Source organism: Pedococcus sp., from assembly GCF_036000045.1.
Lineage (GTDB): Bacteria > Actinomycetota > Actinomycetes > Actinomycetales > Dermatophilaceae > Pedococcus.
This window is the reverse complement of the sequence record NZ_DASYGF010000016.1, coordinates 39,844-51,713: the sequence shown is the minus strand read 5'-3', so window position 1 is coordinate 51,713 and position 11,870 is coordinate 39,844. Positions and strand designations below refer to the sequence as shown.

General features: G+C 71.3%; 13 protein-coding genes and 1 tRNA gene. 7 read left to right on the top strand and 7 right to left on the bottom strand.

Annotated elements, in window-relative coordinates; all coding sequences use genetic code 11:
• Positions 1 to 55: 55 nt before the first annotated feature.
• Positions 56 to 760, bottom strand: a complete 705-nt coding sequence (gene nth / locus VGN50_RS02475; protein ID WP_327443182.1) for an endonuclease III — start codon at positions 758 to 760, stop codon at positions 56 to 58.
• 120 nt (positions 761 to 880) lie between these two features.
• On the opposite strand from nth, the gene VGN50_RS02470 reads away from it, so the two are divergent.
• The gene (locus tag VGN50_RS02470; protein WP_327443051.1) at positions 881 to 1,558 is read left to right on the top strand and encodes a Crp/Fnr family transcriptional regulator; all 678 of its coding nucleotides are present in this window, start codon (positions 881 to 883) and stop codon (positions 1,556 to 1,558) included.
• 66 nt (positions 1,559 to 1,624) lie between these two features.
• Here the strand turns inward: VGN50_RS02470 and VGN50_RS02465 are convergent, their stop codons facing one another.
• The 4 genes from VGN50_RS02465 to VGN50_RS02450 form a co-directional block, all read right to left on the bottom strand.
• Entirely contained in the window at positions 1,625 to 2,341 is a 717-nt protein-coding gene (locus VGN50_RS02465) for an MBL fold metallo-hydrolase (protein WP_327443050.1), read from the bottom strand.
• Between the two features lie 130 nt (positions 2,342 to 2,471).
• Positions 2,472 to 3,374, bottom strand: coding sequence for an NUDIX hydrolase (locus VGN50_RS02460; RefSeq protein WP_327443049.1), 903 nt, complete (start codon positions 3,372 to 3,374; stop codon positions 2,472 to 2,474).
• Between the two features lie 10 nt (positions 3,375 to 3,384).
• Positions 3,385 to 3,861 carry a RidA family protein gene (locus tag VGN50_RS02455; RefSeq protein ID WP_327443048.1) on the bottom strand — a complete coding sequence of 159 codons (477 nt, stop codon included), beginning with the start codon at positions 3,859 to 3,861 and terminating at the stop codon, positions 3,385 to 3,387.
• Positions 3,861 to 4,016: a DUF4177 domain-containing protein gene (locus tag VGN50_RS02450; protein ID WP_154684690.1), complete on the bottom strand. Its 156-nt coding sequence runs from the start codon at positions 4,014 to 4,016 to the stop codon at positions 3,861 to 3,863. Before VGN50_RS02450 ends, VGN50_RS02455 begins: the two co-directional genes overlap by 1 nt.
• A 35-nt stretch (positions 4,017 to 4,051) precedes the next feature.
• On the opposite strand from VGN50_RS02450, the gene VGN50_RS02445 reads away from it, so the two are divergent.
• Genes VGN50_RS02445 through VGN50_RS02435 form a run of 3 tightly spaced genes read left to right on the top strand, consistent with a single transcriptional unit; the run spans position 4,052 to position 7,059 of the window.
• Complete coding sequence (locus tag VGN50_RS02445; protein WP_327443047.1) at positions 4,052 to 4,873, top strand: alpha/beta hydrolase; 822 nt, start codon at positions 4,052 to 4,054, stop codon at positions 4,871 to 4,873.
• Positions 4,874 to 4,882: 9 nt separating this feature from the next.
• A complete protein-coding gene (locus tag VGN50_RS02440; RefSeq protein ID WP_327443046.1) occupies positions 4,883 to 5,896 on the top strand; it encodes an ArsA-related P-loop ATPase in 1,014 nt (337 codons plus the stop codon).
• Complete coding sequence (locus VGN50_RS02435; protein WP_327443045.1) at positions 5,896 to 7,059, top strand: ArsA family ATPase; 1,164 nt, start codon at positions 5,896 to 5,898, stop codon at positions 7,057 to 7,059. Before VGN50_RS02440 ends, VGN50_RS02435 begins: the two co-directional genes overlap by 1 nt.
• Before the next feature lie 27 nt (positions 7,060 to 7,086).
• Here the strand turns inward: VGN50_RS02435 and VGN50_RS02430 are convergent, their stop codons facing one another.
• Positions 7,087 to 7,374: a WhiB family transcriptional regulator gene (locus VGN50_RS02430; protein ID WP_414694534.1), complete on the bottom strand. Its 288-nt coding sequence runs from the start codon at positions 7,372 to 7,374 to the stop codon at positions 7,087 to 7,089.
• A gap of 336 nt (positions 7,375 to 7,710) precedes the next feature.
• Between VGN50_RS02430 and VGN50_RS02425 the strand changes: the two genes are divergently transcribed.
• Positions 7,711 to 10,128 carry a transglycosylase domain-containing protein gene (locus tag VGN50_RS02425; protein ID WP_327443043.1) on the top strand — a complete coding sequence of 806 codons (2,418 nt, stop codon included), beginning with the start codon at positions 7,711 to 7,713 and terminating at the stop codon, positions 10,126 to 10,128.
• Between the two features lie 28 nt (positions 10,129 to 10,156).
• Here the strand turns inward: VGN50_RS02425 and VGN50_RS02420 are convergent, their stop codons facing one another.
• Positions 10,157 to 10,621 carry a GatB/YqeY domain-containing protein gene (locus VGN50_RS02420; RefSeq protein WP_327443042.1) on the bottom strand — a complete coding sequence of 155 codons (465 nt, stop codon included), beginning with the start codon at positions 10,619 to 10,621 and terminating at the stop codon, positions 10,157 to 10,159.
• A gap of 49 nt (positions 10,622 to 10,670) precedes the next feature.
• On the opposite strand from VGN50_RS02420, the gene VGN50_RS02415 reads away from it, so the two are divergent.
• Positions 10,671 to 11,612, top strand: coding sequence for a metallophosphoesterase (locus VGN50_RS02415; RefSeq protein ID WP_327443041.1), 942 nt, complete (start codon positions 10,671 to 10,673; stop codon positions 11,610 to 11,612).
• Positions 11,613 to 11,738: 126 nt separating this feature from the next.
• A tRNA-Pro gene (locus VGN50_RS02410) sits at positions 11,739 to 11,815 on the top strand.
• Positions 11,816 to 11,870: the final 55 nt, after the last annotated feature.

Genomic DNA, 11,870 nt, shown 5'->3' with positions numbered 1-11,870 from the left:
AGCGCCTGGTCCAGCCACGTGGGGCGGACCGCGCCCGCCTGCCTCGCCGCCGCCGTCACAGCGGCCCCGGCCCCACGGCATACGGGAAGTCGCGGCCGGACGCAGCGGGGGCCAGCTCGAACTTCAGCAGCGCCGCCGCCTTGACCGGGTCGGTCTCACCGATGCCGAACGACGGGCACAGTCTCGCCACGGGGCAGGCACCGCAGGCCGGCTTCTTGGCGTGGCACGTCCGGCGCCCGTGGAAGATCAGGACGTGCGACAGCATGGTCCAGTCCTTGCGGGGGAACAGTCGCCCGACGGCCTCCTCGACCTTGACGGGGTCCTCCTCGTCCGTCCAGCCGAAGCGGCGCGCGAGCCGGCCGAAGTGGGTGTCGACGGTGATCCCCGGGATGCCGAACGCGTTGCCCAGCACCACGTTGGCGGTCTTGCGACCCACTCCCGGCAGCGTGACGAGGTCCTTGAGCCGAGGAGGCACCTCACCGCCGAACCGCTCGACGAGCTCGGCGCCGAGCCGCATCACCGAGTTGGTCTTGGCCCGGAAGAAGCCCGTCGGCTTGAGCAGCGTCTCGAGAGCCTCACGGTCGGCGCCGGCGAGCGCGGCGGCGTCGGGATAGCGCTCGAACAGCGCGGGCGTCACCTTGTTGACCATCACGTCGGTGGTCTGAGCCGACAGGATCGTCGCGACCAGCAGCTGCAGCGGGTTGGCGAAGTCGAGCTCGCAGTGGGCGTAGGGGTACCGCTCGAGGAGGGTGCGGTACATGCGGCGCGCCCGCCTGGTCAGCGCGACGGGGGACTCCTGCGAGACGGCTGCGGGGGACACTCCGGACACCTGCACAGACTACGGGGCGAGTGGGACATCCGACGTGGCACACTGTCGCCCGTGGATCACGACGTGGTGAAAAGGGCCCCGCTGTTCGCTGCTCTCGACGACGAGGCATCGGCGACACTCCTGGGCTCGATGACGCAGACCCGGCTCGAGCGCGGCGACGTGCTGTTCCACGAGGGCGACCAGGGTGACCGCCTCTATGTCATCCGCGAGGGCAAGATCAAGCTGGGCCGTCGCTCCGCGGACGGCCGCGAGAACCTCGTGGCGATCCTCGGCCCCGGCGAGATGTTCGGCGAGCTGAGCCTCTTCGACCCCGGCCCGCGCACGATGACCGCCACCGCGGTGGCCGAGACCCAGCTGCTCGGCGTCGGCAACGAGGACCTCAACACGCTGCTCAACGGTCGCCCGGGCGTGGCCAAGGTGCTCCTCGCCGCGCTCGCACAGCGGCTGCGTCGCACCAACGAGAACCTCGCCGACCTCGTCTTCACCGACGTCCCCGGCCGAGTCGCCAAGGCACTTCTCGACCTCTCGGCGCGGTTCGGCCGACCGGTGGAGGACGGCATGCTCGTCGCCCACGACCTCACCCAGGAGGAGCTCGCCCAGCTGGTCGGCGCCTCCCGCGAGACGGTCAACAAGGCGCTCGCCGACTTCGCGACCCGTGGGTGGCTTCGTCTGGAGGCGCGGGCCGTCCTGCTGCTCGACGTCGAGCGCCTCAGGCGCCGCGCCCGCTGACGCGAGGCCCGCCCTCCCGCGATTTCGAGGTGAACGCGCCGGGACTCCCCGTGGGTTGTCCTCGACTCAGCGCTGGGTTCCCGCGCGCAGATAGTCGAGCTGGGCCGCCACCGACAGGGCTGCGGCCGGCCACACCTCGCGGGGCACGTCGGCATACACGCGCTCGACGACCTGCTGCACGCCTGAGGCGCCGTCGGCGACCGCCTGGCGCACCTGCTCGAGCCGTTCCGCACGGTGGTTGCGGTAGAAGGCCACCATCGCGGCGGCGTCCGGCACCACCGGCCCGTGGCCGGGCAGGATGGCGGTCACCGCTCCGTCGCCGGTCAGGTGCGCGATCCGCTCCAGGCTGTCGAGGTATGCCGCGAGCTCACCGTCGGGGTGTGCCACCACCGTGGTGCCGCGGCCGAGCACGGTGTCACCGGTGAGCAGGGCGTGGTCGGCCGGCAGCGCGAAGGACAGGGAGTCTGCAGTGTGTCCGGGCGTGGCGACGACCCGCAGCTCGAGGCCGTCCACGCGGACCTCGTCATCATCGGCGAGGTCGTCGTGGCCACGGCCGAGGGCGCGTGTCGGGGCACCGGTCAGCTCGGCGAACCGGCCCGCACCCTCGGCATGGTCCGCGTGTGCGTGGGTGAGCAGCGTCTGCGCCACCCTCGCACCGCGCGCCTCGACGGTGGCCAGGACAGCGCGGAGGTGCAGCTCATCGAGCGGTCCCGGGTCGATGACCACGGCTTGGGTGCCACCCGGCTCGAGGAGTACCCACGTGTTGGTGCCGTCCAGAGTCATCGGCCCCGGGTTGGGACACAGGACGCACACCGCTCGAGGCGAGTACGGACCCCCGTGCCAGTCCCCCACGGCAGCAGACGGCTCGGGTGGGGGTGTCGGGGCTGAGGCACGGGTCATGGATGTCCGCGGCTCAGCGGGGCAGACGCGCTCGCAGCGTCAACCCGTCGGGAGTCTGGACCAGCTCGGGCTGGACGGGCGCGACATGGGGCCGCTCGGCGATGAAGGCCGCGGCCGACTGCGCCGCGGCGACCTCCTCGACGCACACCACGGTGGGCGGAAGCATGAGTGCCTGGCCGGCGCGCCAGGCCGCGAGCAGGTCGGCGGGCCGAACCCACCCGGCGAGGTCGGCCTCCGTAGTCTGGTCGTCGACCCGCTGGCCGGCCGGCACCGCCGCGCTGAAGAACCGGGTGTCGTAGCGGCGCGCCTCGAACTCCGGAGTGATCCAGTGCGCGCGGTACCCCAGCAGGTCGGAGCGCAGCACGAGATCGTGCGCCCTCAGCACCTCGGACAGCGAGGCCTCCCGCTGCAGCAGGCGCCGGCGCTGCTCCTGCCAGTGCTCACCGCTGACGTCGGCGACGACCTCATCCGCCGACGGCCCCGCGAGCAGCACGCCGCTCTCCTCGAAGACCTCACGCACGGCCGCAGCGACGAGCTCTCGCGCCGTCGCCTCCTCGACCTGCAGCCGCTCTGCCCACTCGGCGGGCGTCGGGCCCGCCCATGGCAGGGAGGGGTCGGCGTCGCGCGCGTCGACTCCCCCGCCGGGGAAGACCATCATGCGCGGGGCGAAGGCCATGGTGGCCACGCGCCGCAGCATGAAGACCTCGACAGCCGACGGGCCGTCGCGCACGAACATCACCGTCGCGGCGGCCTTGGGGGCCACCGGCTCCCGCGCGTCTGCGGCGGAGGCCTCCAGCCACGCGTCGGCGCGCTCACGCAGCGCCGGCGCGTCGCTGATCGGGAACTCGCGGACCCCCTCGGGGGTCACGTCGCGGGTCGCCTCGCCGGTCGCCTCGCCGGTCACCCGGTCGGTCACCCGGTCGGGCTCACTCGTCGGCGAGGGCGACGACGATCTCGACCTCGACGGGGGCGTCCATCGGCAGCACGGCGACACCCACGGCCGAGCGGGCGTGGATGCCGGCGTCACCGAAGGCCTTGCCGAGCAGCTCGCTCGCGCCGTTGATGACGGACGGCTGGCCGGTGAAGCTCGGGTCGGACGCCACGAAGCCCACGACCTTGACGACCTGGGTGACCTTGTCGAGGTCGCCGACGATCGACTTCACCGCGGCGATGGCGTTGAGCGCGCAGATCTCCGCGAGCTTGGCCGCGTCGGAGGCCGGTACCAGGCCGTGACCGTCGCCCACCTTGCCGGTCTGGGCCAGCTGCCCCGAGACCATCGGGAGCTGGCCCGAGGTGTAGATCCGGCGGCCGTCCTGGATCGCAGGGACATAGGCAGCGACCGGCTTGGCGACATCGGGGACGGTCAGTCCCAGCTCGGCGAGGCGATCTTCGACGGCGGACATCAGGCCTTCTCTCGTTTCAGGTAGGCGACCAGCCCGGACCCGTCGGGACCGGTGAGGACTTGCACGAGCTCCCAGCCGTCCTCTCCCCACTGGTCGAGGATCTGCTTGGTGGCGTGGACGATGAGAGGCACCGTCGCGTACTCGAACTTGCGCATGCGTGCAGCCTAGCCACCGCTGGCACGATGGCGTCATGGCCCACCTCGAGGACAGAGACCCTGCGGCAGTGCTCGACGAACGGGCCGCCGCTCCGACGCGCACGACCGCCTACGGCCCCGACCCCGCTCAGGTGTACGACCTGCGCCTCCCCCACCCAGCCACCGGGCCGGTCCGCCGGCTCGGGGTCGTCGTCGTGCATGGGGGGTTCTGGCGCAAGGAGTACGACCGCGGCCACGCCGGACGGCAGGCCCAGGCGTTCGCCGACGCCGGCTACCCCACCGCCGTGGTCGAGTACCGCCGGCCCGGCATGCAGGGTGGCGACTGGCCCGGACCCGCCGATGACCTCGAGGCGGCTGTGGCCGCGATCCGCCGCGACCCGGACCTCGCCGCCGGCACGGGCGGACCAGCGGGCGGCCCCGGACCGGCCCGGCCCCTCGTGCTCGTGGGCCACTCCGCGGGCGGCCAGCTCGTGGCCTGGGCCGCGGCCCAGCCCTGGTCCCACGGTCTGCGTGGCGTGGTCAGTCTCGCGGGCGTTCTCGACCTGGCCCATGGCCAGGCGACCGGCGTGGGCGGCGGCGCGATCGACGCCCTCCTCGGCGGCACGCCCGCCCAGGCACCCCGCGCCTATGCCGCGGCCGACCCCGCGCGGCTGCTGCCCGGCATAGCGGTGGTCGTGCTGCACGCGCGGGACGACGACGTGGTGCCGTTCGAGCTCAGTGAGCGGTATGCCGCGGCCCACCACGGCCCGAACGTGCGCCTGGTCGACGTGCCCGGCGGCGGCCACTACGGGCTCATCGACCCCGAGAACGCGGCGTTCGCGCGGGTGCTCGCTGCGGTCGACCTGCTCGCCTCCTAGTCTGTCGGCATGCCTGAGGCCACCACCGACGACCACCGGGCGATGGCGAAGGTGCGGCTCCACGTCGTCACCGGCAAGGGCGGCACCGGCAAGACCACCGTCGCAGCCGCCATGGCACTGGCGCTGACGCGGCGTGGCAGGCGGGTCCTGCTCGCCGAGGTCGAGGGGCGCCAGGGGATCTCGCAGACGTTCGACGTCGCGCCGCTGGGCCACACCGAGACGCGGATCCTGCACGACCGCTCGGGCGGCGAGCTGTGGGGTCTGTCCGTGGACCCCAAGGAGTCGCTGCTGGAGTACCTCCAGAAGTTCTACAAGCTCGGTCGGGCCGGGTCGGTGCTGGAGCGCTTCGGCGCCGTCGACTTCGCCACGACCATCGCACCCGGGCTGCGCGACGTGCTCCTCATCGGCAAGATCTACGAGGCAGCGGGGCGGCGCGCAGGGCGGTCCGGCCTGCCGAGCTACGACGTCGTGATCCTCGACGCGCCGCCGACCGGCCGGGTGGTCCGGTTCCTCAACGTCAACGCCGAGGTCGCCGACATCGCGCGGATGGGCCCCATCCACGGCCAGGCCGAGTCGATCACCCGGATGCTGCGCAGCCACACGACCGCGGTCCACGTCGTCACCCTGCTGGAGGAGATGCCTGTGCAGGAGACCATCGACGCGCTGGCCGACCTGCGGGACGCCTCACTGCCGGTCGGGGCGGTGGTCGTCAACCAGGTCCGGGCACCCCTGCTGTCAGGGAGCGCGCTGCGCGCCGTCGGGGGCCGCACCTCGGCCGCCTTCAAGTCCTCCGTGCGTGCCGACCTCGCTGCCGCCGGGCTGAAGGCGACGGACGCCCTGGTCACCGGACTGCTGGCGGAGGGTCGTGAGCACGCCGACCGGGTGGCGCTGGAGCGGGAGCAGGACGCGGTCCTCGTCGAGCTCGGCAGACGCATGGTCCGCCTGCCACTGCTGGCCGAGGGCACCGACGCGGGCGGCATTGCCGTGCTGGCCGACGAGGTCGCCGAGCAGGGGATGGTCTGATGGCGACCAAGACCCCCACGCTTGACCTCGCCGCCCTGCTCACCGACGACCAGACGCGCATCGTCGTCTGCTGTGGTGCCGGCGGGGTGGGCAAGACCACCACCGCAGCCGCGCTCGGGGTATGGGCCGCGGAGCACGGGCGCCGCGTCGTGGTCCTCACCATCGACCCGGCCCGCCGGTTGGCCCAGTCCCTGGGCCTGAGCGAGCTGGACAACACACCACGGCCGGTCAAGGGGATCGACGAGTCGGCCGGCGGGTCTCTCGACGCCATGATGCTCGACATGAAGCGGACCTTCGACGAGGTCGTCGAGCTGCACGCGACTCCCGACAAGGCCGCCCAGATCCTCGCCAACCCCTTCTACCAGGCGGTCTCCAGCTCGTTCGCGGGCACGCAGGAGTACATGGCCATGGAGAAGCTGGGGCAGCTGCGGGCCGAGGCCGACCGCACCGGCCGCTGGGACCTCGTGGTGGTCGACACGCCTCCGTCGCGGTCGGCGCTGGACTTCCTGGACGCGCCCAAGCGCCTGGGCTCGTTCCTCGACGGCCGGTTCATCCGGCTCCTGGCCGCGCCGGCCAAGGCCGGCGGCCGCGCGGGATTCAAGGTGTTCAGCGTCGGGGTGAGCATGGTCAGCGGCACCCTCGCCAAGGTCCTGGGCGGGGACCTGCTCAGGGACGTCCAGACCTTCGTGGCCGCCCTGGACACGATGTTCGGCGGCTTCCGCGAGCGCGCCGACGTCACCTATGCGCTGCTCAAGGACCCCCAGACCGCTTTCGTCGTGGTCGCGGCTCCCGAGCGGGACGCGCTGCGTGAGGCGTCGTTCTTCGCCGGTCGGCTGGACGAGGAGGGTATGCCGTTGGCCGGTCTGGTCGTCAACCGCATCCAGCGCGTCGCCGCCCCATCCCTGAGTGCGTCGCGAGCGTGGGCGGCGGCCGAGCAGCTGGCCGAGGGCGACGCGCCCACCACGTCGGCGGCCACCACCGAAGGGCTGCTGCGCCTGCACGCGGCACTGGCCCAGGCCGCGGCCCGTCAGGAGGGGTTGGTGAGCCGGTTCACCGCCGGGCACACCGGCATACCGCTGGTCGAGGTCCCGGCGGCAGCCGAGGACATCCACGACCTCACGGGGCTGCGCGCTATTGCTGCGGCGCTGACGTCGGGCCGCTGAGGACCCCCTCGAACGGGGGTCGTGGGGTCAGGCGATCTCGGCCGGCGAGGTCGCCCGGGCCTGGGCGAACAGCGCCGCCCAGGAGGGGATGTTCGGCCGGCGCTTGAGCAGGGCGCGGCGCTCGCGCTCGGTCATGCCACCCCAGACGCCGAACTCGGTGCGGTTGTCGAGGGCGTCCGCGAGGCACTCGGCGATCACGGGACACCGCTGGCACATCATCTTCGCGGTCTGCTGCGCGGCCCCCTGGACGAACAAGGCGTCGGGATCGGCCTTCGCGCAGGCGCCGAGGGGCGCCCAGTCCTCAGTCCACACGATCGCCCCCTGCTGGGCGCTCCGAGATGGCGCGATGGTCATGGTGGTCCCTCCAGATACTTCTGATTCAGGCGCGTCAACCTGTTCCATATGTCCGTATCGACACTGAAAACGATAGAAAATCAAGGCACTTCATCGACATGGCCCATTCGTGTAGTTCTGTGTTGGCCAAATGGACTAGTCATTTGGAGCCAGTGTTCACCCCAACCTGACTAGCCCTGCGAGTCAGATGGTCACCCGCAGCTCGCTCCCTGCGGCGGGCGGCTCCCCGGCTCGCCACCCACTCCGCAGGCAGCGGCGGAGCACGGTCGTCCCACGTTCGGCGGTTACCCTGTCGTCATGGATGGACGGGTCACCAACTTCGGGAATGTCGTCAGCCTGCTCGCGGCTTTCGTCGCCACGGCTGTCGTCATGGGCCTGCTCTCGGCGGGTCTGCTGATCCCCGCCGTCGGTGCGACCGGCAACGTGGCGACCTCAGGGGTCCAGGCGTTCGACAACCTGCCGGGTGAGTTCACGAGCTCGCCGCTGTCGCAGCAGTCGAAGATTCTCGACGCCAAGGGCAACGTGATCGCGACGCCGCAGGAGGAGAACCGCATCATCCTCAACAACCTCAGCGACGTCTCGCCCATCATGCAGAAGGCGCAGGTCGCGATCGAGGACAGCCGGTTCTACCAGCACGGCGGCGTCGACCCCCGCGGCATTGCCCGGGCGCTCGTGTCCAACGCCCAGGGTGGCGGGGTGCAGGGCGCCTCGACGCTCACCCAGCAGTTCGTCAAGCTCACCCTCCAGGAGAACGCCCTCCGCAACAACGACCAGGAGGCGGCGAAGGCCGCCGTCGCGCGCAGCTACTCGCGCAAGCTCCAGGAGCTGAAGTACGCGGTCACCCTCGAGAAGCAGATGACCAAGGACCAGATCCTCCTGGGCTACTTCAACCTCGCGTACTACGGCGACCTCGCCTATGGCATCGAGGCGGCGTCGGAGCACTACTTCGGCATCCCCGCCAAGCAGCTCAACCTCCCGCAGGCAGCCCTGCTGGCGGGCCTGGTCCAGAACCCGAGCACCACCGACCCCGCCCAGTTCCCCCAGAAGGCGCAGGCCCGGCGCGATGTGGTCCTGGACCGCATGAACACCCTCGGCATCATCACCGCCAAGGAGACGGCGGCCGCGAAGGCCATCCCGGTGGCCAAGTCGCTGCACCTCAAGCGCCCGGTCAGCAACTGCGCCGCCTCGAGCCAGCCGTACTTCTGCAACTACGTCATCGACTACCTCAAGCAGCTTCCCGCGCTGGGTAAGACCGAGCCCGAGCGCATCAGGAACATCACCCAGGGTGGCCTGACCATCCAGACCACGCTCAACCCGGACATCCAGAAGGCCGCGATCCAGCACCTCACCGCGCGCGTTCCGATCGGCAACAGCGAGGGCATCGGCGCCGCCACCAGCATCGTGGAGCCTGGCACCGGCAAGGTGCTCGCGATGGCCCAGAACACCACGTACACCACGGGCGCCGGCAGCGAGACCCACGGTCTGACCCAGGTGAACTGGAACGTCGACCGCAACTATGGCGGTGAGAACGGCTTCCAGTTCGGCTCGACCGCCAAGATGTACGCGATCGTCACGGCGCTCGAGAACGGCACCCCGATCAACGCGATGATCGACTCGAAGTACGCGACCCCGACGCACCCTGCCATCTACAGCGTCGCCGAGCAGGGCGCCTGCCACTCCCAGGTCGCGTGGCCTGTCAAGAACGACCCGGGCATCACCGGCGGTCAGCCGCTCCCCTTCGCGTATGCCACGGCCCACTCGGTCAACACCGCGTTCGCCTCGTTGGTCCTCAAGCTCGGGACCCCGAACGTCCGCAAGACGATGACGACGATGGGCCTGCACTCCGGTGATGGTCAGCAGATCCCCTGTGGGCCGGCCGCCGTCACGCTGGGCGCCGGGACGGTCACCCCGCTGACGTTGGCCTCCTCCTACGCCACGCTCGCCGCCAACGGCAAGTACTGCCCCCCGGACCCGATCCTGTCGATCACCACCACGGAGGGCCACAAGCCGATCAAGCTGACCCCGCCGGCGTGCCGTCAGGTCATCGACCCTGACATCGCCAAGGGCGCGACCGAGCTGTTGACCAACCCGGTCAAGCCGGACGGCACCGGAGCGGCCGCCGCGCTGAGCGACCGTCCGGTGGCCGGCAAGACGGGTACGACGGACAACCACTACCAGTCATGGTTCGTCGGCTTCACGCCGCAGCTCGCCACGGCGGTCTGGGTCGGCACGCCGTACCACCAGTTCCGGATGAAGAACGTCACCCTGGCCGGCCAGTACTACGGCGAGGTCTTCGGTGGCACCATCTCCGCTCCCGTCTGGCACGACATCATGGCCCAGGCGTCGCAGGGCATGGCCGTGCGCCAGTTCGACCCGCCGAGCAGCAAGATCGCCAGCGGTGACATGGTCGCCATCCCCTATGTCAGCGGGATGAGCGTCGCTCAGGCCACGGCGGCATTGTCCGCAGCCGGGTTCTCAGCCCAGGTCACCGGGCAGACCAACAGCAGCCTGCCTCAGGGAACGGTGGTCTACACCACTCCCGGCGGAACGGCGCTGCGCGGGTCATCGGTCGGGCTGGTGCTCTCCACCGGTTACGTGCCACCCCCGCCCGCGCCGGCTCCGAAGCCCACGCCGACGGCGACCCCGACGACGACCAAGCCCGCCCCGACGCCGTCGACGACGTCCAGCGGGAAGGGAAAGAGGGGCAAGCACTAACCGTGGCGGGGCGACCGGTCGGCTGCCGCTAGCTCTTGGCGAGTGCGGCCTTCACGACGGCGGCCACCCGGCCGCCGTCGGCCCGCCCCGCGACCGCGCCCTGGGTGGCCTTCATGACCTGCCCCATCTGGGCCATGCCGGTCGCACCGGTGGTGGCGATCGCCTCCGCGACGATCGTCTCCAGCTCGGCGTCCGACAGCTGCGCGGGCAGGTAGGCGTCCAGGATCGCGAGCTCGGCGAGCTCACGGTCGGCGAGCTCGGGACGTGAGGCATCGGCATACGCGGTCGCCGCCTCCTTGCGCTTCTTCGCCTCCTTGGCCAGGACCTTGAGCACGTCGTCGTCGGTCAGCTCGCGCGACTCCTTGCCGGCCACCTCCTCGGTGGTGATGGCGGTGAGCACCATCCGCAGCGTGCCCGACCGCACCTGGTCGCGCTCGCGCATCGCCGTGGTGAGGTCGTGCTGGATGGTGGCCTTGAGGCTCGAGTCGCTCATGGACGCATCCTCTCAGGCGGGCGCAACAGCGATTTGCAAGGATGGGCGGGTGAACACCGTGCTCAGGTCCGTGGCTGGGGTGGTGGCGCTCGGCGCGGCCGGCATCGGGTACTCAGGTCTGGTCGAACGCAACGCCTTCACCCTTCGCCGGTTCACGGTGCCCGTGCTGCCGCGCGGGGCCACCCCGCTGCGGGTCCTGCAGATCTCGGACCTCCACCTCGTGCCCCGGCAGTCGCGCAAGATCGAGTGGGTGCGCCGGCTGGCCGCGCTGTCGCCCGACCTCGTCGTCAACACCGGCGACAACCTGTCGGCCCACGACGCCGTGCCGGCTGCGCTGCATGCGATGGAGCCGCTGTTCGAGTTCCCTGGGGTCTTCGTCATGGGGTCGAACGACTACTACGCGCCGATCCCCAAGAACCCGGCTCGCTACCTGACCCGCCGGCATGCGCAGGCGCCGCCGGGACGCATCGCCCTACCGACCGAGGACCTGCGCGCGGGCATGGTCGACGGCGGGTGGGTCGACCTCGACAACGCCCGCGCTGAGCTCAAGGTGGCCGGCGAGGTGGTCGAGCTCGTGGGCACCGACGACGCGCACGTGCACCTCGACCGGTATGCCGCCGTCGCGGCTCCCGCCTCCCCCTCGGCCGCGGTGACGGTCGGGGTGACCCACGCGCCGTACCAGCGGGTGCTCGACCCGATGGCTAGGGACGGTGCGCGGCTGATCATCGCGGGCCACACCCATGGCGGGCAGCTGGCGCTGCCGTTCTACGGGGCGCTGGTGACGAACTGCGACCTGCCGACCGACCGGGCCAAGGGACTGTCGCGCTGGTGGCCCGGCGCGGGACTCCGGTCAGCGCGCTCGTCCGAGGCGCCGGAGAGTGCCGCGTGGCTGCACGTCTCGGCCGGGCTCGGCACCTCCCCGTATGCGCCGGTGCGGTTCGCGTGCCGCCCCGAGGCGACGTTGCTGACGCTGGTGCCGGGGACCAGCTGAGGCGTGTCCGCCTTGCCGCTCGGCCGGTCGGTGAGCACACGGCATACCGATTGGGAGGGGTGCGTGCCGGTGGGCTATCCTTCACTGTCGCTGCCCTCGTTGGACTGACGCGGGCGGCGATTGCCACGGGGTGTGGCGCAGCTTGGTAGCGCGCTTCGTTCGGGACGAAGAGGCCGCAGGTTCAAATCCTGTCACCCCGACCACCACGTTTACGCAGGTCAGAGGCCTGCGGCCACGCCTTGCGCGGCGACGGTGAAG

Bases quoted from the DNA above. Each gene is read 5' to 3' on its own strand.
- nth (WP_327443182.1), bottom strand. From the start codon at position 760: ATGTACCGCACCCTCCTCGAGCGGTACCCCTACGCCCACTGCGAGCTC.
- VGN50_RS02465 (WP_327443050.1), bottom strand. From the start codon at position 2,341: ATGACTCTGGACGGCACCAACACGTGGGTACTCCTCGAGCCGGGTGGC.
- VGN50_RS02455 (WP_327443048.1), bottom strand. From the start codon at position 3,861: ATGTCCGCCGTCGAAGATCGCCTCGCCGAGCTGGGACTGACCGTCCCC.
- VGN50_RS02450 (WP_154684690.1), bottom strand. From the start codon at position 4,016: ATGCGCAAGTTCGAGTACGCGACGGTGCCTCTCATCGTCCACGCCACC.
- VGN50_RS02445 (WP_327443047.1), top strand. From the start codon at position 4,052: ATGGCCCACCTCGAGGACAGAGACCCTGCGGCAGTGCTCGACGAACGG.
- VGN50_RS02440 (WP_327443046.1), top strand. From the start codon at position 4,883: ATGCCTGAGGCCACCACCGACGACCACCGGGCGATGGCGAAGGTGCGG.
- VGN50_RS02435 (WP_327443045.1), top strand. From the start codon at position 5,896: ATGGCGACCAAGACCCCCACGCTTGACCTCGCCGCCCTGCTCACCGAC.
- VGN50_RS02425 (WP_327443043.1), top strand. From the start codon at position 7,711: ATGGATGGACGGGTCACCAACTTCGGGAATGTCGTCAGCCTGCTCGCG.
- VGN50_RS02420 (WP_327443042.1), bottom strand. From the start codon at position 10,621: ATGAGCGACTCGAGCCTCAAGGCCACCATCCAGCACGACCTCACCACG.